This is a genomic window from Bradyrhizobium dasycarpum, from assembly GCF_042019905.1.
In the GTDB taxonomy this organism is placed as follows: Bacteria; Pseudomonadota; Alphaproteobacteria; order Rhizobiales; family Xanthobacteraceae; genus Bradyrhizobium; species Bradyrhizobium japonicum_B.
The window spans coordinates 3017517-3040420 of record NZ_CP169574.1; the positions used below are offsets into that span (position 1 = coordinate 3017517).

Sequence of the window (22904 nt, forward strand, 5' to 3'; positions counted from 1 at the left end):
TCCTCCCGGAATTCGCCTGTGTTGAGCTTAGTCTAGCCGGACTTTTGCGAGGCGGTCACCATTTCTCTCCGAAGGGGCGGATTTCCATTTCAAAGGTCCAGGCACTCTTCGGCTGCCGGTAGAGCTGCCAATAGGCGTCCGCAACCGAGGACGGCGGCATCAAGAGATCGGGATTATCAAGCGCATCGGGCCCGAGCGACTCCAGTCGGCGCTGCCGCACCCATTCGGTGTCGACGCCGGAATCGATGATGAGGTGCGCGACATGGATGTTCTTCGGGCCGAGCTCGCGCGCCATCGCCTGCGCCACTGCGCGCAAGCCGAACTTGGCACTGGCGAAGGCCGCAAAACCGCTGCCGCCGCGCAGTGAGGCGGTGGCGCCGGTGAAGAAGATGTTGCCGCCGCCGCGCGGCAGCATCAGCCGCGCCGCCTCGCGCCCCGCAAGGAAGCCGGAATAGCAGGCCATCTCCCACACTTTCCGAAACACGCGTTCGGTGATGTCGAGAATCGGGAAATTGACGTTGGCGCCGACATTGAAGATGCAGACCTCGAGCGGCGCATGCTTGTCGGCGTCGTTGAGGAAGGAGATGACCTCTTCCTCCTTGCGCGCGTCGAGCGAGCGCGCATGGATCTCGCCGCCGGCGGCCTCGATGTCCCTCACCAGCGGCGCCAGCTTGTCGCCGTTGCGGCGGCCGGCGAAAACCGTGAAGCCTTCGGCTGCAAATTTCTTGGCGATCTCGGAACCGATGAAATCGCCGGCCCCGATCACGGCCGCTGTCGCGTTTCGCTTGGGCAAGGTCGCCTCCTCCGGTGAGAGCGGTGTATGTGGCAGCGAGGCTATAGTTCTAAAATAGAACTGTCAAACTACACGGCTGAATGATAGGCTTTCGTGCAAATAGCTTTGATCATTCAAGTCAGTTCCTTTTTCTGACTGACTGGCCTGCTCCGGAGATGGCATCATGAAATGGGACACGCTGGACGAAGAGCCCTGCTCGCTCTCCCGCACAGTGGCCGTGGTCGGCGACCGCTGGACGCTGCTGATCCTGCGCGAATGCTTCTTGCGCGTGCGCCGCTTCGAGGGCTTTCAATCGTCGCTTCAGATCACTCGGCACCTGCTCTCCGAGCGGCTGAAGAAGCTGGTGCGGTTCGGCATCCTGCGTCGCGTCCCCTATTCCGAGGCGCCGAAGCGCTACGAATACATCCTCACGCAAAAGGGTCTCGACCTCTACCCGATCATCATGGCGATGGTGCATTGGGGCGACACACACATGGGCGACGAGCGCGGCCGCCCGATGCTGCATCAGCACAAGAGCTGCGGCCAGCTGTTCGACCCAATCATGGTGTGCTCGGAATGCGGCGAGGCGCTAAACGCCAAACAGGTGCACGTGCATGCGGGGCCGGGGCAGCAGGCCGCGGGGTGAGTAAAGGCCCCAGGCCCGCTCGCAAGTCCGCGCCGTGCTCGCCTCGATAGTCTGAGAAAGACGGCACCTGTCTCAGTGCGTCTTGGTCCGATGCCATTTCCTCGAGATCGGGCTTGACCTCGTCCGATCCCTGCTCCTTTTCGGGGTTGCCCTTCCAGGGCTTGTCCGTCTGCCTGTGCGAACCCCAATCGTTCTGATCACGGGGATCGTCGGTAGGCCGTTCCTTGCTCATCGGTTGATCCTTCTACGCGAAAGGGACGCCGTAATAGGCATTGATGCCGCGCACGGCTGCGTCATCGCTCCAGTTCCAGTCGGTCTTCTCGCCGTATTTCGGAGCACCTTCCAGATCCTTGGCCGTGATCGCGGTGATGTAGCCGCCCAGTTCGGTGTCGTATTTGAGGGATTGCCAGGGCAACGGATAATGATCATTGCCGAGGCCGAGGAATCCACCGAAACCAAGCACCGCGTAGGAGACCTTGCCGCTGATCTTGTCGATCATCACCCGTTCGATTGAGCCGATCTTGTTCCGATCGGCCCCGAACACCGATGTTCCCTCGACCTTGTCGCTTCCGATCAGCCGGCCCATTTCGTCGCGGTCCAGTTCACCCTGATGCAGCATCGTCATTCTCCACTCAGCCATATGTGAATCAATCGCGAGGGGGCGGCGATCGTTCCGAGCGCGTTCCCGGAGGTGGCCAGGAACATCGCAGGAAAGGAGCCGTTCTCTGAGCTCACACACTCAGCCAGGGTTCGCGCGATGTCCCAGACCGTCTCCGATTTCATCGTCCAGCGTCTGCACCAATGGGGCGTGCACCACATCTTTGGCTATCCCGGCGACGGCATCAACGGCGTGTTCGGCGCGATGAACCGGGCCGAAGGCAAGATCGGCTTCGTCCAGGCGCGGCACGAGGAGATGTCGGCCTTCATGGCGACCGCTTACGCAAAATTCTCGGGGGAACTCGGCGTCTGCATTGCGACCTCGGGACCGGGCGCCTCGCATCTCATCACCGGGCTCTACGATGCGCTGCTCGATCACCAGCCGGTGCTGGCGATCGTCGGCCAGCAGGCTCGCAATGCCCTCGGCGGGCACTACCAGCAGGAGCTCGACCTGCTCTCGATGTTCAAGGACGTCGCCGGCGCCTACGTCATGCAGGCATCCTCGCCTGCACAGGTGCGGCACCTGATCGATCGCGCGGTTCGGATCGCGCTGGCGCGGCGGACCCCCCACGGTGATCATCCTGCCCAACGACCTGCAGGAGGAGCCTTACGAAAGCCCGCCTCGCGCCCACGGCACGCTGCATTCCGGCATCGGCTACAGCGCCCCCAGCATTACGCCGCGCGAGGCCGATCTCGATCGCGCCGCGGAGGTCCTCAATGCCGGCAGGAAGGTTGCCATGCTGGTCGGCGCCGGCGCGCTGGGCGCCACCGACGAGGTGATCGCCGTCGCTGACCGGCTGTCGGCCGGCTGCGCCAAGGCGCTGCTCGGCAAGGCCGCGCTGCCCGACGACCTGCCGTGGGTCACCGGCTCGATCGGCCTGCTCGGCACCGAGCCCAGCTACAACATGATGAGCGAGTGCGACACGCTGCTGATGGTCGGCTCGGCCTTTCCCTATGCCGAGTTCCTGCCGAAGGAAGACGCCGCACGCGGCGTGCAGATCGACATCGACGCCAGCATGCTGTCGATCCGCTTTCCCATGGAGGTCGGTCTCGTCGGCGATGCTGCGGAGACGCTCCGCGCATTGTTGCCGCGACTGAAGCCCAAGAGCGACGGCGCCTGGCGCCAGCGGATCGCAGACGACGTCACTAAATGGTGGAAGACCCTGGATGGCCGGGCCCATCAGCCCGCGGCTCCGGTCAATCCTCAGCTCGTGGCCTGGGAATTGTCCCCGCGCCTGCCCGAGCGCGCGATCGTCACCAGCGATTCCGGCTCCTGCGCCAATTGGTTCGCGCGCGACCTGAAGATGCGGCGTGGCATGATTGCCTCGCTGTCCGGCGGCCTCGCCTCGATGGGGGCCGCGGTGCCCTATGCGCTCGCCGCAAAGTACGCCCATCCGGATCGGCCGGTGATCGCCCTCGTCGGCGACGGCGCGATGCAGATGAACAACATGGCCGAATTGATCACCGCGGCGAAGTACTGGCGCAGCTGGAGGGATCCGCGCTTCATCGTCTGCGTCTTCAACAACGAGGACCTCAACCAGGTGACCTGGGAGCAGCGTGTCATCAACGGCGATCCCAAGTTCGAGGCTTCGCAGCGCATTCCGGACGTGCCCTATTCCCGGTTCGCAGAGATGATCGGCCTGCGCGGCATCTTCGTCGACAGCCCCGAGCAGCTCGGCACGGCCTGGGAGCAGGCACTAGCGAGCGAGATGCCGGTCGTGCTGGAGGTGAAGACCGATCCCGAGGTGCCGCCGCTGCCGCCGCATATCACGCTGCAACAGGCCAAGAACTTCTCCCTCGCCCTGATGAAGGGCGATCCGAACGAAGGCGGGATGATCAAGGGAGCGGCGCGGCAGGTGCTCGAAACCATCCTGCCTGGAAAGGAATGAGGTGAACCATGAGCGATTTCCGCGATATCCAGCACGGCGTCAACGACCCCGTCGACGGCCTCGACGTCAAACGGCAGATCACCGACAACACGACGCCGCATGAGCGCGCGCAGCGCCATGCCGACGTGCGTGCCGATGCGACCGCAACGGCGGCCGAGCCGTTCCTGCCGGAGCGATTGCGGCGCAAGCCGACCGACCCCATCAATCCGCGCACCGGGCGCAATCCCGCAGATTAGCATTAGGAACCTCGGCGCCCTCGGCGTGTTGGTCGGCGCAATGTCGCCGGCAAGTGGTCGCGCGACCTATCGAGGATTTGACCATGAAACGCACCATCATCGCCCTTGCCTGCGTGCTCCTCGCAGGCCCCGCGCTCGCCCAATCGCTGGGCGAGAAGACCGGCGTCAATTCGGCGCTCGGCGTCGCGCCTTCCACCCCCGACTTCGTCAAGCAGGTCGCGATCAGCGACATGTTCGAGATCGAGTCGAGCAAGCTTGCCCAGCAGAAGGGCAACGCGCAGGAAAAGAGCTTTGCGCAGCAGATGATCACTGATCACACCAAGACCAGCACCGAGCTCAAGGGTCTGGTCGGCGAAAAGAAGATCCAGGCCACGCTTCCGACACAGCTCGACAGCTCACACCAGAGCAAGCTCGACAAGCTCAAGAGCGCGAACGGCAAGGACTTCAGCTCGGACTACAATTCCTACCAGGTCAGCGCCCATGAAGACGCCGTCTCGCTGTTCGAGCGCTACGCCAAGGGCGGCGACAATGCCGAGCTGAAGGATTGGGCCGGCAAAACGCTGCCCGCCCTGAAGCACCATCTCGACATGGCCAAGGAGCTCGGCAAGGCGCCGAGCGTCGGCCAGTCCACCAAGTAACGCATTGCTGAAGGACGCCGGCTTGCCCGGCGTCCTTTGCCTGGCACGTCGACCGGCTCCGCGCATTGAGCTTCGACCATCGCGGAGAGCATCATGTCGAACCACATCAAGACCCCACTGTCCCGCCGCCACGTCATGCACGCCGCGAGCGCAACGCTCGCCGCAGCCTCGCTGGCGTCCACAGCGAAAGGAGAGAGCTCCATGGCCGAGCACGCCTTGATCGATCCGGTCGGCCGCTATCCGAAGCCGCCGTTCAAGAAGCAGTCGCAGCCTTGGCCGGGCCTCGCCGGCCAGATGGAGCCGCGGCCTGACCATGGCGAGACCAGCTACAAGGGCTCCGGCCGGCTCGCCGGCCGCAAAGCCCTGATCACCGGCGGCGATTCCGGCATGGGCCGCGCCGCCGCGATTGCCTATTCCCGCGAAGGCGCCGATGTCGCCATCAACTATCTGCCGGCGGAAGAACCCGACGCACGGGAGGTGATCGCATTGATCAAGAAGGAAGGACGCATCGGACTTGCAATTCCCGGCGACCTCACGGACGAAGCCTTCTGCAACAAGCTGGTCGAGCAGGCGGTACAAGGCCTCGGCGGCCTCGACATCATCGTCAACAACGCGGCGCGGCAGCAGGCCCGCGCCTCCATCCTGGACGTTTCCTCGGAGGATTTCGACGCCACCATGAAGACCAACATCTACGCGCCGTTCTGGATCACCAAGGCGGCGCTCCGGCATCTCAAGCCCGGAGCCTGCATCATCGGCACGACCTCCGAGCAGGCTTACGATCCCTCGCCGGATCTTTATGACTACGCGCAGACCAAGGCGGCGACGATGAACTACGTGAAGTCGCTGGCCAAGCAGCTCGCCTCCAAGGGCATCCGGGTCAACGGCGTCGCGCCGGGACCGATCTGGACGCCGCTCCAGGTTTCCGGCGGGGCTACGATGGAGAAGCCTCGAGAAATTCGGCGGCATGACACCGCTCGGCCGCCCCGGCCAACCGGTCGAGCTGGCCTCGATCTACGTGCAGCTTGCCGCCGCCGACGCCAGCTATGCGACCGGCCAGGTCTACGGCGCTGCGGGTGGATCAGGCCAGCCGTAGCAGAACGAACGCTGGAATGCAGGAACGATCCTCGTCTCTTCGTTTTTACAAAACTGTCATGAGGAAACATCGCCGGTTGACCGATGGCGCTCGTAACAGTCAATCCGAGCCGGATCGATAGGGCGATCGCGAACGAGATCGCAGACAATACCAATGCAGGGCTCGAGCACGCCGCCCAGATATTGACCTGGGGTGCCGACGAGCACGTGCTCGTCGCGCTGGCCGCTGCGGGATGGCTCTACACGCAACTGAGGCGACCGCAGCAGCGTCCGATGGCAGATCATGTTCTGCTGGTCTCGCTGGCGAGCGCGGTGTTGCCGCATTTTCTGAAATCCGTGTTCGATCAGACCCGACCGGACCGGCTGACGGTCAGCGGCCACCGGCGTGGTGTGCCCTTCTCGGGACGATCCGGCGACGCGTTCCCGTCCGGTCACGCCATGCATATGGGCGCACTCGCTTCGGCGGCGGGCCTGTTGCCGCCTGTCCGGCGGCGGCTGGCGCGCGGCCTCGCCGTGGCGCTGTCCTTGACCCGCGTTGCGCTGCTCGCGCACTGGGCCAGCGACGTGGTGGCAGGCTTCACGCTTGGCGTCGTCGTCGAGCGACTGTTCCGGCCGTTCACGTTGGCGAAGCGGCCGCCTCGAGCCTCGTGGATACGGCCATGACCGAATATCTCGTGCGCTTCATCGCCGGCGGTCTGATCGTCTCCGCTTTCGCGATCTTGGGCGACATGCTGCGACCGAAGACTTTTGCCGGGCTGCTCGGCGCAGCTCCGTCAGTCGCGCTGGCCACGCTCAGCATCGCCATCGTCCAGCACGGCCCGCAATATGCCGCCGCCGAGAGCTGGACGATGATCTACGGCGCCCTCGCGCTCGCCTGCTACAGCCTCGCCGTCTGCCATCTCCTGATGAGGTTTCGTCTCGCTGCGTTGCCGGCCACCATCGCCGCTCTTGCGGTGTGGCTCGTCGTCGCCTTCAGTCTGCTCGCGGGCTTCGGAGGTGCGGCCTGATGCTGGTCAAGCTGTCTCCATCGGCGCTGAAGCAGACGCGATGGTACGAATATGGCGTTCGCTTTCTGCTCGGCGGGTTGGCGGCGGTTCTCACCGGGGCCGTGAGCTCGCGTTTCGGCGTCTCCGTCGGCGGACTCTTCCTCGCGCTACCCGCCGTCTTCTGCGCCAGCGCCACGCTGATCGAAAGCCACGAGCGGCGCGCCAAGGAAAAGGCCGGCCTCAGCGGAGTCAGGCGCGGGCAGCAGGCCGCGGCGCTCGACGCGGCGGGTGCCGGCCTCGGAAGCATCGGTCTTGCAGCGTTCGCGGCGGTCTTCTACGTCGTGGTGTCGACGACCGCGATCGGCGCATTCGTCGCCGCCATTCTGGTATGGGCGGCGGTGGCGGTCTCGGCGTGGTGGCTGAGGCGAAAGCTTCGCATCACCTCCAGCGCGGCGCAGGCCGAGCGCATCGCGCCTTCAGCGAGGCGCCGCAGCATCCTCCCCAGCATCAGGCAGCCATACGTCTCGCAGCGGTCAGAGGTCGATCGATGCGCAGGCGCGCCGGCATTGTCCGCCCCGGCTCTTGGCCTCGTTTCAAACATGATGCCATTGACTATACTTGGTTTTTTATGCCGTCCGGGACCCCTCGCCTCCCATGGAACCCGCGCCAAGTTGGTTCGTTGAGTAACCTACTCAACCTACTCAATTTGTGATGGACCATGAACGAGCTTCGCGCTGAGCGCCTTCAGGTCATGCTCTCGCCGGAGGAATTGGCCGCCCTCGACGATTTCCGGTTCAAGCACCGCATGCCGACGCGGGCCGCAGCGGTCCGCGAGCTTCTCAGATCTGGACTGGCCGCAGCCAGCGTCGAGGCGGCGGCTGGTGTGAAGTCGAGCAGCTTTGGCGTATTCGGCCGGGGACCCGACGGGCATACCCACGGAGATCCCGAAGGCGGCACCGGGACTGAGCCGTAGAAGCCGGCCACAAGCAAACGACCCCGGCACCGTGGGTGCCAGGGCCGTCCTTGGAGATTGCTTCCGGCGCACCGGGGGCATGCCAACCGGAAGCAACCTGTCGACTCCACGCGCGGGGATCTCGTTCCCCGCACGAAAGCTGGAGTTCGGTCTAGCCGCTCGGCGCACCGCCGGAATCATCCGGCGTCATGCCGGAGCCCGGCGTCTTGCTGTTATCGTTCAATTTCGGATCGCGCGTCGCCTCGCGCGAGGGGGAACCCTTCGGATCCGCCTTGTGCACGGACTGTGCACGCTGTTTGTCGCGGGGCTGCTCCTCAGCGCGCTCGTCCTTGACGATGCCGTGGTCGGAATGGGCCATGTGTGCCTTCGCCTCTCATGATGTGTCGAAGCGCTTACGCGCTGCGGCGTCGAATGTTCCGGCGGGCCCTAGCTGCGCGTCGCATGGACCGCGGCCGATGCATTCTCCAGATGCACCTGGCGCACCGTCGTCACCGTCGCGAACGCAACCGAGACGCCAAAGGCGAAGACGAGTGAAAGCAGAGCCAGACGTGGAGCCATCGCAAAACCTCCTTCTGGAATCGAGACCGACGCGATTGACCATTCCCGATCATCCCGGATGGGCCGCTCGCATTCCGTGCGCAATCTCACACCCGGATTTACCAAGCGGAGAACGCTCACGCGTCCTGATGTTGAGGGAAGCGAGCGGCAACGGGCGGGACCTCGCCATCCAGCCAATCCTGCTCGTGGGCCAGCGCCGTCCAGGCGTCCGCCATGCGCGAATAGCGCTTATGCGCAGGTTGTCCTTCGGCGCGCTCCGCGAGCTGAAGGCAATTGTCGGCGTTATCTCTGAAGATGTCAGACTGTTTCATGGGAAAGACGTGGGGACGGAACTCGCGGGCCGCAATGCCCTTACCGCATCGTAACGTTCGGGGAACTTCACCCGCCATCCGCGATTGATATCGATGCGAGTTCTCGTCGCCATCATGATGGCATTGATCAGCACCATTGCGCTTGCCGACAGCACTGGTGAACGCAAGCCGCTCGACCGCCCTCCGAGCGCCACCGACGTCATCGGTGGGCTCTACAATTTCAGCCGCTTTCAGCAGGGTCTGCTGGAGAGCACCGATCTGAAGGGCAACGCCGAGGTCAAGAACCTCGCCGCCCTGCGCGCCGAGGAAGCGGCCAAACGCGACAAGGCTCTCAAGCAGATTCAGCAGACGATCGGCGCTGAGCCCCGCGTCGGCAAGACTGAGTCCGTCGCCGCCAGCCTGATCGAGCCCGAAACTTCGGACGGACCATCTTACGTCCGAAGCTTCTATGCCTCGCAGATACCCGAATATGAATCGGCCATCACGCTGCTCGAAAGCTATCTGAAGGCGCCTGACAACGCTGCCCTCGCAGCCTTCGCGCGCGAGCAGCTTCCGCTGCTGCGCGCGCAAGTCAAGGATGCCGAGCGGACCATGGCGGACAAGTAGCGCCTTGTTTCCTTACTTGCTGTTCGGATGATGCTGCTGGCTCTCCGGCCGCACGGTGCGGTTGCTCTCCGGCATCTTGTCCCGGCCCGCATCGCCATTATCGTCCTTGCCGCCCGAGGATGAGGTGCCGCTTCCGCTGGGATTGGAGCGGGCCGCCGTCCCCGTGGTCGGTGAATCCGCCTTGGGGTTGGCCGAGCTGGCGGCCGGATCTCCGGTCACCGCCCCGCGGCCGCTGGGGGCGCCGCCCTGGGCCAAGGCCGCCCCGGCAAGCAACATGGCGATCAGCGCGGCAAGTCCTGCTTTCATGTTATTCTCCCTCTATACGCAGGCTAACCGCGAGGCTCGGCGCTCCGTTCCGAAGGAGGCGCTGGGGACCGGTGGGACGGCAGGTCGCCGGCGTCGTTTGTTTTCAATCCCCATGTGGAACCAATTCAGCGGATTGCGGTTATTAACGTCGGGCTGAGCAAGACAGGTTCCATTTCCTCGCGCCGCAACCTTGGCGCTTGATTTCGAATTTGGCTGACGCTCTATTTTGACCAATCGCGTCTTGCCGTGGATCTGGCCGACGTCTGCGGGGGAAAATTGTATGAGCGACATCGATCCCGGAACTGCATCACGCTCCGGTCGTCGCGTCCCAAAGCCAAAAACCAACGGTTCGTCTGATCCGGATTCCCGGGCCGAATTGCTGCAGGCCCTGCAGGCCATGCGCAGCGGCGATTTCTCCGTGCGCATGAGCGGCGACTACCTCGGCATCGACGGCAAGATCGCCGACACTTTTAACGAAATCATCGCCGCCAACCAGCGCATGGCGCAGCAGCTCGAGCTGGTCGGCCAGGTGGTCGGCCGCGAAGGCAAGACCCGGCAGCGCGTGAAATTCGGCCTCGCCTCGGGCTCCTGGGCCGACATGGAGGGGTCCGTCAACACGCTGATCGACGATTTGCTGTGGCCGACGCGCGAGGTGACACGCGCGGTCGCTGCCGTCGCGCAAGGCGACCTGCTCCAGACCGTCAAGCTCGATGTCGACGGCCGCCCGCTCCGCGGCGAGTTCCTGCAGTCGGCGACCATCGTCAACACCATGATCAAGCAGCTCGGCGTGTTCACCTCCGAGGTGACGCGCGTGGCGCGCGAGGTCGGCACCGAAGGCAAGCTCGGCGGCCAGGCCCAGGTGCCGGAGGTGACCGGCGTCTGGAAGGACCTCACCGAGAGCGTCAATTCGATGGCGAACAACCTGACCAATCAGGTTCGCAACATCGCCGAGGTGACGATCGCGGTCGCCAACGGCGACCTCTCCAAGAAGATCACGGTCGACGTGCGCGGCGAGATCCTGCAGCTCAAGGAAGCCATCAACACGATGGTGGACCAGCTCCGCTCGTTCGCCTCCGAGGTGACGCGCGTGGCGCGCGAGGTCGGCACCGACGGCAAGCTCGGCGGCCAGGCCATCGTGCCCGGCGTCGCCGGCACCTGGAAGGATCTGACCGACTCCGTCAACGCGATGTGCGGCAATTTGACCGCGCAGGTGCGCAACATCGCCAACGTCACCACCGCCGTGGCGCGCGGCGACCTGTCGCGCAAGATCACGGTGGACGTGCGCGGCGAGATCCTGGAGCTGAAGGACACCATCAACACCATGGTGGACCAGCTCAACTCGTTCGCTTCGGAAGTGACGCGCGTGGCGCGCGAGGTCGGCACCGAAGGCAAGCTCGGCGGTCAGGCCCAGGTGCCCGGCGTGGCCGGCACCTGGAAGGACCTCACCGACAACGTCAACTTCATGGCCTCGAACCTGACCGCGCAGGTCCGCAACATCGCCGACGTCGCCACGGCCATCGCGAGCGGCGACCTCTCGAAGAAGATCACGGTGAACGTCTCGGGCGAGATCCTTCAGCTGAAGGAGACGCTCAACACCATGGTCGACCAGCTCAACGCCTTCGCAGGTGAAGTGACGCGCGTCGCCCGCGAGGTCGGCACCGAAGGGAGGCTCGGCGGACAGGCCAACGTGCTCGGCGTCGCCGGTACCTGGAAGGACCTCACCGAGAGCGTCAACTCGATGGCCTCGAACCTGACCGCGCAGGTCCGCAACATCGCCGAGGTCACGACCGCGGTCGCCGGCGGCGACCTGTCGAAGAAGATCACGGTGGACGTGCGCGGCGAGATCCTGGAGCTGAAGGACACCATCAACACGATGGTGGACCAGCTCAACGCCTTCGCCGGCGAAGTCACGCGCGTCGCCCGCGAGGTCGGCACCGAAGGCAAGCTCGGCGGCCAGGCGGTGGTGCGCGGCGTCGGCGGAACCTGGAAGGATCTCACCGACAGCGTCAACTCGATGGCCTCGAACCTGACCGGCCAGGTCCGTAACATCGCCGAGGTCGCGACCGCGGTCGCCAAGGGCGATTTGTCGAAGAAGATCACGGTGAACGTGTCGGGCGAAATCCTTCAGCTGAAGGAAACCCTGAACACGATGGTGGACCAGCTCAACGCCTTCGCCGGCGAAGTGACGCGCGTTGCCCGCGAGGTCGGCACCGACGGCAAGCTCGGCGGTCAGGCCGGCGTGCCCGGCGTCGCCGGTACCTGGAAAGACCTCACCGACAGCGTGAACTCGATGGCGGGCAACCTCACCGCCCAGGTCCGCAACATCGCCGAGGTCGCGACCGCGATCGCCGGCGGCGACCTGTCGCGCAAGATCACTGTGGACGTGCGCGGCGAGATCCTTCAGCTCAAGGACACCTTGAACACGATGGTCGACCAGCTCAACCGCTTCGCGGGCGAGGTGACGCGCGTCGCGCGCGAGGTCGGCACCGAAGGCCGCCTCGGCGGTCAGGCCAACGTGCCCGGCGTCGCGGGCACCTGGAAAGACCTTACGGACTCCGTGAACTCGATGGCGGGCAACCTCACCGCCCAGGTCCGCAACATCGCCGAGGTGACCACCGCCGTGGCGCGCGGCGACTTGTCGCGCAAGATCACCGTCGACGTGAAAGGCGAGATCCTCGAGCTGAAGAACACCATCAACACCATGGTGGACCAGCTCAACGGCTTCGCCGGTGAAGTGACGCGCGTGGCGCGCGAGGTCGGCACCGAAGGCAAGCTCGGCGGCCAGGCCGAGGTGCTCGGCGTCGCCGGCACCTGGAAGGACCTCACCGACAACGTCAACTTCATGGCCTCGAACCTCACCGCGCAGGTCCGCAACATCGCCGAGGTCGCGACCGCGATCGCCGGCGGCGACCTGTCGAAGAAGATCACGGTGGACGTGCGCGGCGAGATCCTGCTGCTCAAGGACACCTTGAACACGATGGTCGAGCAGCTCCGCTCCTTCGCGGCCGAAGTGACGCGCGTCGCGCGCGAGGTCGGCACTGAGGGCCGCCTCGGCGGTCAGGCCGTCGTCCCCGGCGTCGGCGGCACCTGGAAGGACCTCACCGACAACGTCAACCTCCTGGCCGCGAACCTCACCACACAGGTCCGCAACATCGCCGAAGTGACCACGGCGGTCGCGCGCGGCGACCTCTCCCGCAAGATCACGGTCGACGTCAAGGGCGAAATCCTCGAGTTGAAGAACACCATCAACACCATGGTGGACCAGCTCAACGCCTTCGCCGGCGAAGTGACGCGCGTGGCGCGCGAGGTCGGCACCGAAGGCAAGCTCGGCGGCCAGGCCCAGGTGCCCGGCGTCGCCGGCACCTGGAAGGACCTCACCGACACCGTCAACTTCATGGCGGCCAACCTGACCGAGCAGGTGCGCGGCATCGTCAAGGTCGTCACGGCCGTCGCCAACGGCGATCTGAAGCAGAATCTCACGGTCAAATCGAAGGGCGAGGTCGCGGCCCTCGCCGACACCATCAACAACATGACCGAGACGCTCGCGACCTTCGCCGACCAGGTGACATCGGTGGCGCGCGAGGTCGGCGTCGAAGGCCGGCTCGGCGGTCAGGCCAACGTGCCGGGCGCCGCCGGCACGTGGAAGGACCTCACCGGCAACGTCAACCTGCTCGCCGCCAACCTCACCTCGCAGGTGCGCGCGATCGCCGAGGTCGCGACGGCCGTCACCAAGGGCGACCTGACGCGGTCGATCCAGGTCGACGCCCGCGGCGAGGTGGCCGAGCTGAAAGACAACATCAACACGATGATCACCAATCTCCGTCTCACGACGGACGTGAACACCGAGCAGGACTGGCTGAAGACCAATCTGGCGAAATTCACCAACATGCTGCAGGGCCAGCGCGATCTCACCACCGTCGGCCGGCTGCTGCTCACCGAGCTGTCGCCGCTGGTGAACGCGCATACCGGCGTGATCTACCAGGTCGAGAGCGAGGACAATCCGCAGCTCCTGCTGCTGGCTTCCTACGCCAGCGACGGCATCTATCCGTATCCGCGCGTGCTGCAGTTCGGCGAAGGCCTGATCGGCCAGTGCGCGCTCGACAAGCGGCCGCGCGTCGTCGGCGAGATTCCATCCGACGTGGTGCCGATCAACTCGGCGCTGTTCCGCGTCGCGCCGAAGAACCTCGTCGTGCTGCCGGTGCTGTTCGAGGGCCAGGTCAAGGCCGTGATCGAGCTCGCCTCGCTCGTCTCCTTCACGACGTCGCAGATGACGTTCCTGGAGCAGCTCACCGACTCCATCGGCATCGTGCTCAATTCGATCGAGGCGACGATGCAGACCGAAGGCCTGCTCAAGCAGTCGCAGCAGCTCGCCGGCGAGCTCCAGACCCAGCAGCGCGAATTGCAGCAGACCAACGACCAGCTCGAGCAGAAGGCGCAGCAGCTTGCCGAGCGCAACGTCGAGGTCGAACGCAAGAACCAGGAGATCGAGCAGGCCCGCCGCGCCCTGGAGGAAAAGGCGACCGAGCTCGCGCTGACCTCGAAGTACAAGTCCGAGTTCCTCGCCAATATGAGCCACGAGCTGCGTACGCCGCTGAACTCGATCCTGATCCTGGGACAGCAGCTCACCGACAATCCGGACGGCAACCTCTCGGCCAAGCAGGTCGAATTCGCCCGCACCATCCACGGCGCCGGCACCGACCTGCTCAATCTCATCAGCGACATTCTGGATCTGTCCAAGATCGAATCCGGCACGGTGACGGTCGACGCCGAGGAAATCCTGACCGCGAACCTGCTCGAGACCGTCGGGCGGCCGTTCCGGCACGAGGCGGACAACCGCAATCTGTCGTTCAAGATCGACGTCGACCCGAACCTTCCTCGCAGCATCGTCACGGACTCCAAGCGGCTGCAGCAGGTGCTGAAGAACCTGCTCTCCAACGCCTTCAAGTTTACCGCCGAGGGCGAGGTGCGCCTGAAGGTCACCGGTGCCATCGGCGGCTGGGGAACGGATCACCCGGTGCTGAACTCGGCACCGGCCGTGATCGCGTTCGAAGTGTCCGATACCGGCATCGGCATTCCCCTGGAGAAGCAGAAGCTGATCTTCGAGGCGTTCCAGCAGGCCGACGCCGGCACCAGCCGCAAATACGGCGGCACCGGCCTCGGACTTGCGATCAGCCGCGAACTCGCGAGCCTGCTCGGCGGCGAGATCCATCTGCGCAGCTCGCCGGGCAAGGGCTCCTCGTTTACGCTTTATCTGCCGCTCAAATATTCCGGCCCGACGCTGGCGCCGCGCGCGGCGCCTGCGCCACAGCAACACAGCCAGCCGCCGGCGCTACAGACGGCCGCGCCCGACCAGCCGCGCGTCATCGAGCAGCTTCCCGACGACCGGCTCAACATCGAGCCCGGCGACACCATCCTCCTGATCGTCGAGGACGATCCGCACTACGCCCGCGTACTGGTCGACCTGGCCCGCGACAAGGGCTTCAAGGTGCTCGTCGCCGCCCGCGGCGCGGAGGCGCTCGAGCTCGCCAAGCAATACCAGCCGCGAGCCGTCTCGCTCGACGTATTCCTGCCCGACATGCTCGGCTGGACCGTGCTGAGCCAGCTCAAGCACAATCCGCTGACCCGCCACATCCCCGTGCAGATCATTACGCTGGACGAGGACCGCCAGCACGCGCTGGCACGCGGCGCGTTCTCCTTCGTCAACAAGCCGACGACGACCGAAGGCGTTTCCGCGGCGCTGGCTCAGATCAAGGAATATGCCCGTCCCAGGCGCAAGCGTCTCTTGATCGTCGAGGACAACGAGGCCGAGCAGCTCTCGATCCGCGAGCTGCTGCATCACGACGACATCGAGATCGTCACGACGGACACCGGCGCCGGTGCGCTCTCGACGCTGCGCGAGACGCCTTGCGACTGCGTGGTGCTCGACCTCCGCCTGCCCGACATGAGCGGCTTCGAGGTGCTCGACGAGATCCGCAACGACGAGACACTGTCGAACGTTCCGGTCGTCGTCTTCACCGGCCGCGAGCTTTCGGCCGAGGAGGACGCGGAACTCCACACCATGGCGCGCAGCATCGTGGTCAAGGGCGTGGAATCGCCGGAACGGCTGCTCGACGAGACCGCACTGTTCCTGCACCGCGTCATCACCGAACTTCCGATCGAGAAGCAGCGCATGCTGGAAAAGCTGAACAGTTCCGATGAGGACCTGATCGGCAAGACCGCCCTGCTCGTCGACGACGACGCCCGCAACATCTTCGCGCTGTCGAGCGTGCTGGAACGGCGCGGCATGAAGGTGCTGACGGCCACGACCGGCAGCGAGGCGGTGACGCTGGTCGAATCCAATCCGGAAATCGCCATCGTGCTGATGGACATCATGATGCCGCAGATGGATGGCTATCAGACCATCGGCGTCATTCGCGAAAATCCGGCTTTCGCCCGCCTTCCGATCATCGCGCTGACCGCCAAGGCGATGAAGGGTGACCGCGAGAAGTGCCTGGAGGCCGGCGCGTCCGACTATCTCGCCAAACCCGTCAACACCGATCAATTGCTGCTTGCGATCCGCATGTGGCTGCACCGCTGAGTTGGATCCACGTATGGACCACGAAAAGGTCAACATCCTCCTCGTCGACGACCAGCCCGCCAAGCTGCTCGCCTATGAGGTGATCTTGAAGGATCTCGGCGAGAACCTCGTGATTGCCTCCTCGGGCCGCGAGGCGCTGGAGGTCCTGCTCAAGACCGAGATCGCGGTGATCCTTGTCGACGTCTGCATGCCCGAGCTCGACGGCTTCGAGCTCGCCGCGATGATCCGCGAGCATCCACGCTTTCAGAAGACCGCGATGATCTTCATCTCGGCCATCCAGGTCAGCGACATCGACCGGCTGCGCGGCTACGAGATGGGCGCGGTCGACTATGTGCCGGTTCCGGTCGTGCCGGAAGTGCTGCGCGCCAAGATCAAGGTGTTTGCCGAGCTCTACCGCAAGACCCGCGAGCTCGAGCGGCTGAACCGGGAGCTCGAAGATCGCGTCCGCGCCCGCACGGCGGAACTGGAGAACTCCACGGCGAAGCTGCGCGAGAGCGAACAACGGCGCAGCATGGCGATCGCGGCCGGCAAGATGGGATCCTGGGATTGGGACTGGATCAGCGGCGACTGGATGTGGGACGAAGGGCAGTATCGCATCTTCGGCGTCAGTCCCGAGAGCTTCGAGGTCAACCCGGCCAACGTTCAAGCGCTGCTGCATCCGGACGACGTCGATCAGCTGCGCAAGGCGATCGCCGAGTTCAACAGGGGCACGCGGGCCTACGAGACCGAGTTCCGCATCATGCGTCCGGACGGAGAGGTGCGCTGGTGCGTCGGCACGGCGGCGGCGACGGTGGACGATAGCGGTCGCGTCGTCCGCGTCAGCGGCGTCACCGTTGACATCACCGAACGCAAGCGTGCCGAGGAACGGCAGAACCTGCTGGCGCGGGAGGTCGATCATCGCGCCAAGAACGCGCTGGCCCTGGCGCAGTCGATCGTGCGTCTTACCCGGGCCGACGAGGTCAAGGCCTATGTCAACGCCGTCGAGGGACGCATCAATGCGCTGGCACGCGTGCACACCATCCTGTCACTGTCGAGCTGGCAGGGCGCCGAGCTCTCCAGGCTGATCGACGAGGAGCTGGCGCCCTACTCGCTCGGCGGCCAGATCATATTGGCAGGTCCGGAGGTCCAGTTGCTGCCGACCACGGCCCAGACGCTGGCGCTCGCCCTGCACGAGCTCTTCACCAACTCCGCCAAGTACGGCGCCCTCTCGACCAGGTCGGGACGGCTCACGATCGGCTGGCAGGTCGAGGATCAATTGTTGACGCTGAGCTGGGAGGAATCGGGCGGTCCGCTCGTCACGACTCCGAAATCGCGCGGCTTCGGCACGCGGAGCCTGTTGGCGAGCGTCGAGTCCCAGCTCGGCGGACAAGCGCGGTTCGATTGGCGCGCCGAGGGCCTGTTGTGCCGCCTGGAGGTGCCGTTGACCCGCAAGACGGCGGCGGCCGCATCCGGGAAGTTAGAGGACGCCGGCTCTGCCGAATTGCAGCGCGCATCCGGTTAGCGAAATTGGTGACCGGTTCGCCTCGAGAGGATACGCCAAGGCGAGAAGCGAGTACGTCCGCTCCGTTTCAGACGGAGCGGAAAGAGCATCAGCCGGACGCGGCGCTGGTCATCCGTCGTGCCAGCCGCGGGTCGCGCGCAACCCGGCCCTCGAGCCAGGCTTCCGTGTGGGCGAGATCGCGCAATGCCCTGGCATAGCGGCGCGCCGCGCTTCGCTCCGCCCCGCGCGGCAGCTTGCGCGCCTTGCGAAGAATGTCCGCGGCCGCGTTGCGATAGGCCAGCGAGCGATAGAGAAAGACCACCTTACCCATATCGATGTTCCCGTTTTGCTGGGCCTCATCCTCGCAAGCCCAGCATGAACGTCGGATGAAGCGGTCGATGACATTTCCTTCATTCCTCTGGAACAAGCGAATTGCCGCTCGCGTTGGCATGCCAAATCGGGATGCAGTTCCCATGCGCACAAAAAAGTCGCCAGACCTGATTTCTGCCGCCGGCCTCATCAAGCTGATGACGCATGCATTGATGGGCGCCGCCCTCGGCCTCGTCTTCAGTCTCGCGCTGATCCTGTGCAATCCCGCGGTCGCCAGCCTGCTCGCCAATGGCGGAAGCCAGACCGTGATCGTCTTCGCACTCACATTGGTGACGACCTTCGCGATCGGCGCGACACTCACTGGCGTCGTGTTCATCCTCGTCGAGGACAAGCAATCCTAAAACGCGCGTGAGACGCAGCGCCTCAACGATGTCAGCGCCGGAGGGCCGCGCGCTCGGGCTTGCCGGCTGTGTTCACGAGACGCAGACGCACCCGGTCGTGGACGTCGGGCAGGACATCGCCGCCGCCGGCCGCCTTCCACTCGCCGATCAGCAAGTTGATCTTTCGGCGCAGATCCAGCTGCGCCAGCGCCTGCTCGGCGCAATCGCGATCCCCGTTGATGCGATCCCGCACGGACGCCTCGACGTCGGCCATCTCCAGCCTCAAGGCGCTGATTTTACGTCGAATTTCATTAATTCTGTTGTCCATGGCTTGTTAGAACAAAATAAGAACATATAGTCAAGCCACGATTTGAAGACGGAGACGCCGGATGCAGGTTCAAGCTAAATACGACGCCAGGATCTTTCTCGCCGAGCAGATGACCCGGGCGCAGGGGCTGAGGCTGAAACGGCTGAGCGAAGAGGCCTATCAGCCCGCGCAATATGCGCGCGATCTGTCCTTCACCGAGGCCGCGCGGCGCATCCAGGTGCTGGAAGCGGAGATCGAGCTGGCGAACTCCTTCTAGCCTGGCTAGGCGTGCAGCCGGCCTTGGCCTGCTGTTTCGGAACCATGGTGGGTCCGGATGGTTTTCCTGAGCCAACGGAGAATCATGCATGGCACGCAAGGCAAAGAAACGCCGCTACTCGCGCAGCTCCGGCAGCGAGGTCGAAAGCGAGATGCGGCGCTACAAGAAGGGCACCGCCAAGAGCGGCCGCAAAGGCCGCGGCGGACGCGTGAAGAGCCGCAAGCAGGCGATCGCGATCGGGCTGTCGAAGGCGCGCAAGAAGGGCAAGAAGGTCCCGAAGAAGGCTGCCGAGAAGACGTCGTCCAAGAAGCGGACGACCAGGAAGACAGCCAAGAAATCGTCCAAGAAATCGTCGAAGAAATCGTCGAAGCGCAAATCCAGCAAGCGTTGACGCGCCGTCTCAGATCATGCTGCCCGGCATGAAGCAGCGGATCGAGACCCCGAACGCGGTCTTCACCGGCCACACCATGGTGCGGCCGGCGCGGTTCGGCTCGGTGATAATGGCTTCGTCCGGCACGTCGATCCACTCGCCGTCGAGACGCACGCGATAATGTCCGTTGTGCGATTCCCAGTCGGGATCAGCGACGGCAAAACCGTCGGCGTCCGAGCAGCATGGACCGAGGTGGCTGCGCAGGCTGTCGAACCACGGCTTGAGCGGCGAGTTCGCGTAGCGGCCGTCGTCGCGACCGAGCGCGGTTCCGTCCCAGAGCACGAACGGCGCCGCAAGCAGCGCACCTCTCAGCGAGAGCTTCAATCGATCCATGTCGGCACCGATCAAATCCGAACCACCGGCCAGTTCCACAAAGCGGCGACCGGTTCGAAGTTCCACGCTTGCAACCCGTTCGCGGCGTCATTGCCGCGGCGGACCTTGACCAAGTTCGAAGTGTGATGGGCGAACACGGCTTTTTCATATGAACCGGGTCACCATCCCTGCCGTTAACGAGAATGTTATCGATTGGCGTCCGCAAATCCTGACGGCGAATGAGAAGGCGACCCGAGGGCCGCCTTCTCGATGTCTGCCGATAGCTGTGCGCCTCAGGCGAGCGGCACCGCGACGAACCTCGTCGCCTCAGCGCTTCTGACCTGCAACAGCACGCTGCGCTTGCCGGACGATTTGGCCTCGGCCAGCTCCGAGCGGACATCGCCGACATTGGCCACGGCCTTGCCGCCGACATTGAGGATGACGTCGCCGGTCTGGATGCCGCGCTGCGCCGCCGGCCCTTCCGGATCGACCTCGGTGACGACAACGCCCTTCTGGCCGGCACCCTGAACCTCGCCGGCCGGAGCCAGGCCGAGCCCGAGGCGCGGCGTCCCGGCGCTCGGCTGCTCTCTGCCCTGGTCGGCCCCGCCTTTTGCCTTGGCCTGCCGCTCGTTCGGCAACTCGCCGAGGGCGAGCGTCAACGTCTTGGTCGTGCCGTTGTGGAAGACGTCGAGCTTCACCGAGCTGCCCGGGGCCAGGGTGGCGATGGTGCGGGCGAGATCGCGGGAGTCCTTGATCGCGGTGCCGTTCACGGCGGTGATGACGTCGCCCGCCGCGATGCCGGCCTTCGCCGCCGGGCTGCCGTCCTGCGGACTGTCGACGATGGCGCCGCGCGCCTGCTTCAGGCCGAGGCTGTCGGCGATATCGGCCGTCACCGGCTGCACCTGCACGCCGAGCCAGCCGCGGGTCACCGCGCCCTTGTCCTTCAGCTGCGCGACGACGAGCTTTGCGGTCGAGGCCGGAATGTCGAAGCCGATTCCGACCGAGCCGCCGGAGGGCGAGAAGATCGCGGTATTCACGCCGATCACGTTGCCGTTCATGTCGAAGGCCGGGCCCCCGGAATTGCCCTTGTTGATGGGCGCGTCGATCTGGATGAAGTCGTCATAGGGACCGTTGCCGATGTCGCGGCCGCTGGCCGAGACGATGCCGGCGGTCACGGTGCCGCCGAGACCGAAGGGATTGCCGACCGCGACCACCCAGTCGCCGATGCGCGGCTTCTGGTCGGAGAATGAGACGAACGGAAAGTCCCTGTTGCCGTCGACCTTGATCAGCGCGAGATCCGTCTTCGGGTCGGTGCCGACGACCTTCGCGGTATAGCTGGTGCCGTCATCCATCGTCACCTGCACCGAGGTGGCGTGGTCGACGACGTGATTGTTGGTCACGGCATAGCCGTCGGCGGAGATGAAGAAGCCGGAGCCTTCGCCGGTGATCATCTGATGGCGCTGGCGCGGCATGCCGTTCGGCTCGCCCGGGAAGCTGAAGCCGAACTGCCGCGAGAACTGATCGAACGGCGTCTCCCCGTCGGAATCCATCCGGTTCTGTTGCAGCATGGCGCTCTTGTCGTTGTCCTGGTCGATCCTGACCCGCACCGAGATGACGGCCGGCTTGACCTTGCTGACGAGGTCACCGAAGCCCGGCGGCGTCGCCGCGGTCTCGGCGGCCTGGGCCGGCGCGATGACGGAGATCGGGCCGAACTTGGAAGCGCCGGGAGAAGCCGCCAGCACGGCCACGCCGAGCGCGGCCACGGTGCCGAGCAGCGCGAGCCGGCGCGGTCTCAAGATCTTGCGGGATGTCGGGGTGTCGGAATTGGCGCGATCGTTCATGTCGGAATGTCCATGTTGGATAGGTGTCGCCTTGCGCCCAACATGGACATCGTCACCTTACGGCGTCCCGTCCATCCGATTAAATCTTGGCAAAGAACGAGCGATGGCCGCGGCAAGGTCGTCCCTCGCATTTGATGCAGCTCAACGCGGGTCCTTCCGGCAGTGAAAAACTGCCCCCGGATTTTCATCGGAGGCGCCCCATGTACAAAGACATTCTCGTCCACATCCCAACCGAACGTCCCATGCGTCCGGCAATCGATGGCTCGATTTCACTCGCGGCACAGTTCAACGCCCATCTCGACGCGGTCGCCGTCGGCTATGTCGCGACCAGTGCGGCTTACGTGATGGAGGGCGGCGCCGCGGTCGCCGCCGTGTTCGAGCTCGAACGCGAGCGCGCCGTGGAGCGGGCCGAGGCCGCGCTCTCGGTGTTCGAGATCGAAGCGGCGAACGCCGGCATCGCCTACGCCTGCCGCCCGTTCGGCGCGATCCCGGCGGACGCAGCCGGCGCGATCGGCGAGATGGCGCGGCTGCACGACCTCAGCGTCGTGCTTCAGCCTGATCCGGCGCAAAGCTCGTTCGACAACGACGTGCCGGGCGAGATCCTGTTTCAGGCGGGTGGCCCGGTGCTGTTCCTGCCCTACACCTTCCATGGGGAGTTCAGGGCGAACCGGATCGGCATCTGCTGGGACGGCAGCCGCGTCGCGGCCCGCGCCGTGCACGACGCCGCACCGCTGCTGGCGCGCGCCGATGAGATCGTGATCATCACCATCAACGAAGCCAAGGCGGTCTCCGACGAAGCTTCAGCGAGCAGCCTGGCAAGACATCTCGGCCGACGTGGACTGTCGACCCGCACGGTCGGCCTCGCGGCGACGCGCTCCGACATCCAGCCGACCATCCTGTCGCTGGCAGCCGATGAGGCCCTCGATCTCCTGGTGATGGGCGGCTACGGCCATTCGCGCTTGCAGGAGCGCGTTCTCGGCGGCGTCACCCGCGCCATGCTGGAAGCCATGACGGTGCCGACGCTGATGTCGCATTGAGACCAAGGGGCACCGTCATGCCGCGACCGGGGTCTCCCAGGTCGCGGGCGGCTCGGCGGCCTCGTCGTACTTCACGTTGCACGCGTCGAAATGCGCCTTGAGCGCGACCTCGGCGAGATGTTCGAAATGTTCGGCCTGGCCGAGCAGTTCCCAGTTCTGGAGCGGCCGGTAGGCTGCCTGCTGACGACAGAGGGACGCCAGCGCCCGGTAGCGACGTACGTTCTCCATGAGACCCTCCCTCGCATTCGCAGAGCTTATTACTC

At 65.0% G+C, this 22904-nt stretch carries 24 protein-coding genes and 3 pseudogenes; 16 read left to right on the plus strand and 11 right to left on the minus strand.

Annotated elements, in window-relative coordinates:
• Window positions 1–55: 55 nt before the first annotated feature.
• The gene (locus ACETMP_RS14635; RefSeq protein WP_375161471.1) at window positions 56–793 is read right to left on the minus strand and encodes an SDR family oxidoreductase; all 738 of its coding nucleotides are present in this window, start codon (window positions 791–793) and stop codon (window positions 56–58) included.
• A 163-nt stretch (window positions 794–956) separates the two neighbouring features.
• On the opposite strand from ACETMP_RS14635, the gene ACETMP_RS14640 reads away from it, so the two are divergent.
• The gene (locus tag ACETMP_RS14640) at window positions 957–1418 is read left to right on the plus strand and encodes a winged helix-turn-helix transcriptional regulator (RefSeq protein ID WP_375161472.1); all 462 of its coding nucleotides are present in this window, start codon (window positions 957–959) and stop codon (window positions 1416–1418) included.
• Window positions 1419–1662: 244 nt separating this feature from the next.
• Here the strand turns inward: ACETMP_RS14640 and ACETMP_RS14645 are convergent, their stop codons facing one another.
• Window positions 1663–2037, minus strand: a complete 375-nt coding sequence (locus tag ACETMP_RS14645; protein WP_375161914.1) for a PRC-barrel domain-containing protein — start codon at window positions 2035–2037, stop codon at window positions 1663–1665.
• Between the two features lie 138 nt (window positions 2038–2175).
• On the opposite strand from ACETMP_RS14645, the pseudogene ACETMP_RS14650 reads away from it, so the two are divergent.
• The 8 genes and pseudogenes from ACETMP_RS14650 (at window position 2176) to ACETMP_RS14685 (ending at window position 7889) form a co-directional block, all read left to right on the plus strand.
• Window positions 2176–3964 (plus strand): annotated as a pseudogene (locus tag ACETMP_RS14650) (thiamine pyrophosphate-requiring protein).
• Window positions 3965–3972: 8 nt separating this feature from the next.
• Entirely contained in the window at window positions 3973–4200 is a 228-nt protein-coding gene (locus ACETMP_RS14655; RefSeq protein WP_375161473.1) for a hypothetical protein, read from the plus strand.
• Window positions 4201–4283: 83 nt separating this feature from the next.
• The gene (locus ACETMP_RS14660; protein ID WP_375161474.1) at window positions 4284–4838 is read left to right on the plus strand and encodes a DUF4142 domain-containing protein; all 555 of its coding nucleotides are present in this window, start codon (window positions 4284–4286) and stop codon (window positions 4836–4838) included.
• A 201-nt stretch (window positions 4839–5039) separates the two neighbouring features.
• Window positions 5040–5931 (plus strand): annotated as a pseudogene (locus ACETMP_RS14665) (SDR family oxidoreductase).
• Window positions 5932–6014: 83 nt separating this feature from the next.
• A complete protein-coding gene (locus ACETMP_RS14670) occupies window positions 6015–6593 on the plus strand; it encodes a phosphatase PAP2 family protein (RefSeq protein WP_375161475.1) in 579 nt (192 codons plus the stop codon).
• Window positions 6590–6937 carry a DUF3147 family protein gene (locus ACETMP_RS14675; protein ID WP_375161476.1) on the plus strand — a complete coding sequence of 116 codons (348 nt, stop codon included), beginning with the start codon at window positions 6590–6592 and terminating at the stop codon, window positions 6935–6937. Before ACETMP_RS14670 ends, ACETMP_RS14675 begins: the two co-directional genes overlap by 4 nt.
• Window positions 6937–7404, plus strand: a pseudogene (locus ACETMP_RS14680) (hypothetical protein); the annotation flags it as partial. The gene ACETMP_RS14675 and the pseudogene ACETMP_RS14680, both read left to right, overlap by 1 nt.
• Window positions 7405–7634: 230 nt before the next feature.
• Window positions 7635–7889, plus strand: a complete 255-nt coding sequence (locus tag ACETMP_RS14685; protein WP_375161477.1) for a hypothetical protein — start codon at window positions 7635–7637, stop codon at window positions 7887–7889.
• A gap of 151 nt (window positions 7890–8040) precedes the next feature.
• Here the strand turns inward: ACETMP_RS14685 and ACETMP_RS14690 are convergent, their stop codons facing one another.
• From ACETMP_RS14690 to ACETMP_RS14700, 3 genes are all read right to left on the minus strand, one after another.
• Window positions 8041–8247: a hypothetical protein gene (locus ACETMP_RS14690; RefSeq protein WP_257177092.1), complete on the minus strand. Its 207-nt coding sequence runs from the start codon at window positions 8245–8247 to the stop codon at window positions 8041–8043.
• 68 nt (window positions 8248–8315) lie between these two features.
• Window positions 8316–8447, minus strand: a complete 132-nt coding sequence (locus tag ACETMP_RS14695) for a hypothetical protein (protein WP_257177091.1) — start codon at window positions 8445–8447, stop codon at window positions 8316–8318.
• Window positions 8448–8563: 116 nt separating this feature from the next.
• The gene (locus ACETMP_RS14700) at window positions 8564–8758 is read right to left on the minus strand and encodes a hypothetical protein (protein WP_375161478.1); all 195 of its coding nucleotides are present in this window, start codon (window positions 8756–8758) and stop codon (window positions 8564–8566) included.
• A gap of 93 nt (window positions 8759–8851) precedes the next feature.
• On the opposite strand from ACETMP_RS14700, the gene ACETMP_RS14705 reads away from it, so the two are divergent.
• Entirely contained in the window at window positions 8852–9364 is a 513-nt protein-coding gene (locus ACETMP_RS14705; protein ID WP_375161479.1) for a DUF4142 domain-containing protein, read from the plus strand.
• Window positions 9365–9376: 12 nt separating this feature from the next.
• Here the strand turns inward: ACETMP_RS14705 and ACETMP_RS14710 are convergent, their stop codons facing one another.
• Window positions 9377–9670, minus strand: a complete 294-nt coding sequence (locus ACETMP_RS14710; RefSeq protein WP_375161480.1) for a hypothetical protein — start codon at window positions 9668–9670, stop codon at window positions 9377–9379.
• 280 nt (window positions 9671–9950) lie between these two features.
• On the opposite strand from ACETMP_RS14710, the gene ACETMP_RS14715 reads away from it, so the two are divergent.
• Both ACETMP_RS14715 and ACETMP_RS14720 read left to right on the plus strand, forming a co-directional pair.
• On the plus strand, window positions 9951–16247 hold the full coding sequence (locus ACETMP_RS14715) for a HAMP domain-containing protein (RefSeq protein WP_375161481.1): 6297 nt from the start codon (window positions 9951–9953) through the stop codon (window positions 16245–16247).
• A gap of 13 nt (window positions 16248–16260) precedes the next feature.
• The gene (locus ACETMP_RS14720) at window positions 16261–17748 is read left to right on the plus strand and encodes an HWE histidine kinase domain-containing protein (protein WP_375161482.1); all 1488 of its coding nucleotides are present in this window, start codon (window positions 16261–16263) and stop codon (window positions 17746–17748) included.
• A gap of 88 nt (window positions 17749–17836) precedes the next feature.
• On the opposite strand, the gene ACETMP_RS14725 is transcribed toward ACETMP_RS14720, so the two are convergent.
• Window positions 17837–18058 (minus strand): hypothetical protein, encoded by a 222-nt coding sequence (locus ACETMP_RS14725; protein WP_375161483.1) that lies wholly within the window; start codon window positions 18056–18058, stop codon window positions 17837–17839.
• A gap of 142 nt (window positions 18059–18200) precedes the next feature.
• On the opposite strand from ACETMP_RS14725, the gene ACETMP_RS14730 reads away from it, so the two are divergent.
• Window positions 18201–18458 carry a hypothetical protein gene (locus ACETMP_RS14730; RefSeq protein ID WP_375161484.1) on the plus strand — a complete coding sequence of 86 codons (258 nt, stop codon included), beginning with the start codon at window positions 18201–18203 and terminating at the stop codon, window positions 18456–18458.
• A gap of 31 nt (window positions 18459–18489) precedes the next feature.
• Here ACETMP_RS14730 and ACETMP_RS14735 read toward each other — a convergent pair whose 3' ends face one another.
• Window positions 18490–18711 carry a hypothetical protein gene (locus ACETMP_RS14735; protein ID WP_375161485.1) on the minus strand — a complete coding sequence of 74 codons (222 nt, stop codon included), beginning with the start codon at window positions 18709–18711 and terminating at the stop codon, window positions 18490–18492.
• Between the two features lie 115 nt (window positions 18712–18826).
• Here ACETMP_RS14735 and ACETMP_RS14740 point away from each other — a divergent pair, with 115 nt between their 5' ends.
• Complete coding sequence (locus ACETMP_RS14740; protein WP_375161486.1) at window positions 18827–19021, plus strand: DUF3072 domain-containing protein; 195 nt, start codon at window positions 18827–18829, stop codon at window positions 19019–19021.
• Window positions 19022–19109: 88 nt separating this feature from the next.
• Complete coding sequence (locus ACETMP_RS14745) at window positions 19110–19412, plus strand: DUF6496 domain-containing protein (RefSeq protein ID WP_375161487.1); 303 nt, start codon at window positions 19110–19112, stop codon at window positions 19410–19412.
• A 9-nt stretch (window positions 19413–19421) separates the two neighbouring features.
• Here the strand turns inward: ACETMP_RS14745 and ACETMP_RS14750 are convergent, their stop codons facing one another.
• Window positions 19422–19784 (minus strand): hypothetical protein, encoded by a 363-nt coding sequence (locus ACETMP_RS14750; RefSeq protein WP_375161488.1) that lies wholly within the window; start codon window positions 19782–19784, stop codon window positions 19422–19424.
• Window positions 19785–20056: 272 nt separating this feature from the next.
• On the minus strand, window positions 20057–21604 hold the full coding sequence (locus ACETMP_RS14755; protein WP_375161489.1) for a Do family serine endopeptidase: 1548 nt from the start codon (window positions 21602–21604) through the stop codon (window positions 20057–20059).
• 200 nt (window positions 21605–21804) lie between these two features.
• On the opposite strand from ACETMP_RS14755, the gene ACETMP_RS14760 reads away from it, so the two are divergent.
• On the plus strand, window positions 21805–22641 hold the full coding sequence (locus tag ACETMP_RS14760) for a universal stress protein (protein WP_375161490.1): 837 nt from the start codon (window positions 21805–21807) through the stop codon (window positions 22639–22641).
• A gap of 15 nt (window positions 22642–22656) precedes the next feature.
• On the opposite strand, the gene ACETMP_RS14765 is transcribed toward ACETMP_RS14760, so the two are convergent.
• On the minus strand, window positions 22657–22869 hold the full coding sequence (locus tag ACETMP_RS14765; RefSeq protein ID WP_375161491.1) for a hypothetical protein: 213 nt from the start codon (window positions 22867–22869) through the stop codon (window positions 22657–22659).
• Window positions 22870–22904 lie beyond the last annotated feature (35 nt).

What these genes read in the sequence shown, in the direction of transcription:
- ACETMP_RS14645 (WP_375161914.1), bottom strand. Translation starts at nt 2,037, where the DNA reads ATGCTGCATCAGGGTGAACTGGACCGCGACGAAATGGGCCGGCTGATC.
- ACETMP_RS14715 (WP_375161481.1), top strand. Translation starts at nt 9,951, where the DNA reads ATGAGCGACATCGATCCCGGAACTGCATCACGCTCCGGTCGTCGCGTC.
- ACETMP_RS14640 (WP_375161472.1), top strand. Translation starts at nt 957, where the DNA reads ATGAAATGGGACACGCTGGACGAAGAGCCCTGCTCGCTCTCCCGCACA.
- ACETMP_RS14700 (WP_375161478.1), bottom strand. Translation starts at nt 8,758, where the DNA reads ATGAAACAGTCTGACATCTTCAGAGATAACGCCGACAATTGCCTTCAG.
- ACETMP_RS14705 (WP_375161479.1), top strand. Translation starts at nt 8,852, where the DNA reads ATGCGAGTTCTCGTCGCCATCATGATGGCATTGATCAGCACCATTGCG.
- ACETMP_RS14760 (WP_375161490.1), top strand. Translation starts at nt 21,805, where the DNA reads ATGTACAAAGACATTCTCGTCCACATCCCAACCGAACGTCCCATGCGT.
- ACETMP_RS14690 (WP_257177092.1), bottom strand. Translation starts at nt 8,247, where the DNA reads ATGGCCCATTCCGACCACGGCATCGTCAAGGACGAGCGCGCTGAGGAG.
- ACETMP_RS14730 (WP_375161484.1), top strand. Translation starts at nt 18,201, where the DNA reads ATGCGCACAAAAAAGTCGCCAGACCTGATTTCTGCCGCCGGCCTCATC.
- ACETMP_RS14745 (WP_375161487.1), top strand. Translation starts at nt 19,110, where the DNA reads ATGGCACGCAAGGCAAAGAAACGCCGCTACTCGCGCAGCTCCGGCAGC.
- ACETMP_RS14725 (WP_375161483.1), bottom strand. Translation starts at nt 18,058, where the DNA reads ATGGGTAAGGTGGTCTTTCTCTATCGCTCGCTGGCCTATCGCAACGCG.
- ACETMP_RS14750 (WP_375161488.1), bottom strand. Translation starts at nt 19,784, where the DNA reads ATGGATCGATTGAAGCTCTCGCTGAGAGGTGCGCTGCTTGCGGCGCCG.
- ACETMP_RS14755 (WP_375161489.1), bottom strand. Translation starts at nt 21,604, where the DNA reads ATGAACGATCGCGCCAATTCCGACACCCCGACATCCCGCAAGATCTTG.
- ACETMP_RS14765 (WP_375161491.1), bottom strand. Translation starts at nt 22,869, where the DNA reads ATGGAGAACGTACGTCGCTACCGGGCGCTGGCGTCCCTCTGTCGTCAG.
- ACETMP_RS14670 (WP_375161475.1), top strand. Translation starts at nt 6,015, where the DNA reads ATGGCGCTCGTAACAGTCAATCCGAGCCGGATCGATAGGGCGATCGCG.
- ACETMP_RS14735 (WP_375161485.1), bottom strand. Translation starts at nt 18,711, where the DNA reads ATGGCCGACGTCGAGGCGTCCGTGCGGGATCGCATCAACGGGGATCGC.
- ACETMP_RS14695 (WP_257177091.1), bottom strand. Translation starts at nt 8,447, where the DNA reads ATGGCTCCACGTCTGGCTCTGCTTTCACTCGTCTTCGCCTTTGGCGTC.
- ACETMP_RS14685 (WP_375161477.1), top strand. Translation starts at nt 7,635, where the DNA reads ATGAACGAGCTTCGCGCTGAGCGCCTTCAGGTCATGCTCTCGCCGGAG.
- ACETMP_RS14675 (WP_375161476.1), top strand. Translation starts at nt 6,590, where the DNA reads ATGACCGAATATCTCGTGCGCTTCATCGCCGGCGGTCTGATCGTCTCC.
- ACETMP_RS14660 (WP_375161474.1), top strand. Translation starts at nt 4,284, where the DNA reads ATGAAACGCACCATCATCGCCCTTGCCTGCGTGCTCCTCGCAGGCCCC.
- ACETMP_RS14720 (WP_375161482.1), top strand. Translation starts at nt 16,261, where the DNA reads ATGGACCACGAAAAGGTCAACATCCTCCTCGTCGACGACCAGCCCGCC.
- ACETMP_RS14655 (WP_375161473.1), top strand. Translation starts at nt 3,973, where the DNA reads ATGAGCGATTTCCGCGATATCCAGCACGGCGTCAACGACCCCGTCGAC.
- ACETMP_RS14740 (WP_375161486.1), top strand. Translation starts at nt 18,827, where the DNA reads ATGCAGGTTCAAGCTAAATACGACGCCAGGATCTTTCTCGCCGAGCAG.
- ACETMP_RS14710 (WP_375161480.1), bottom strand. Translation starts at nt 9,670, where the DNA reads ATGAAAGCAGGACTTGCCGCGCTGATCGCCATGTTGCTTGCCGGGGCG.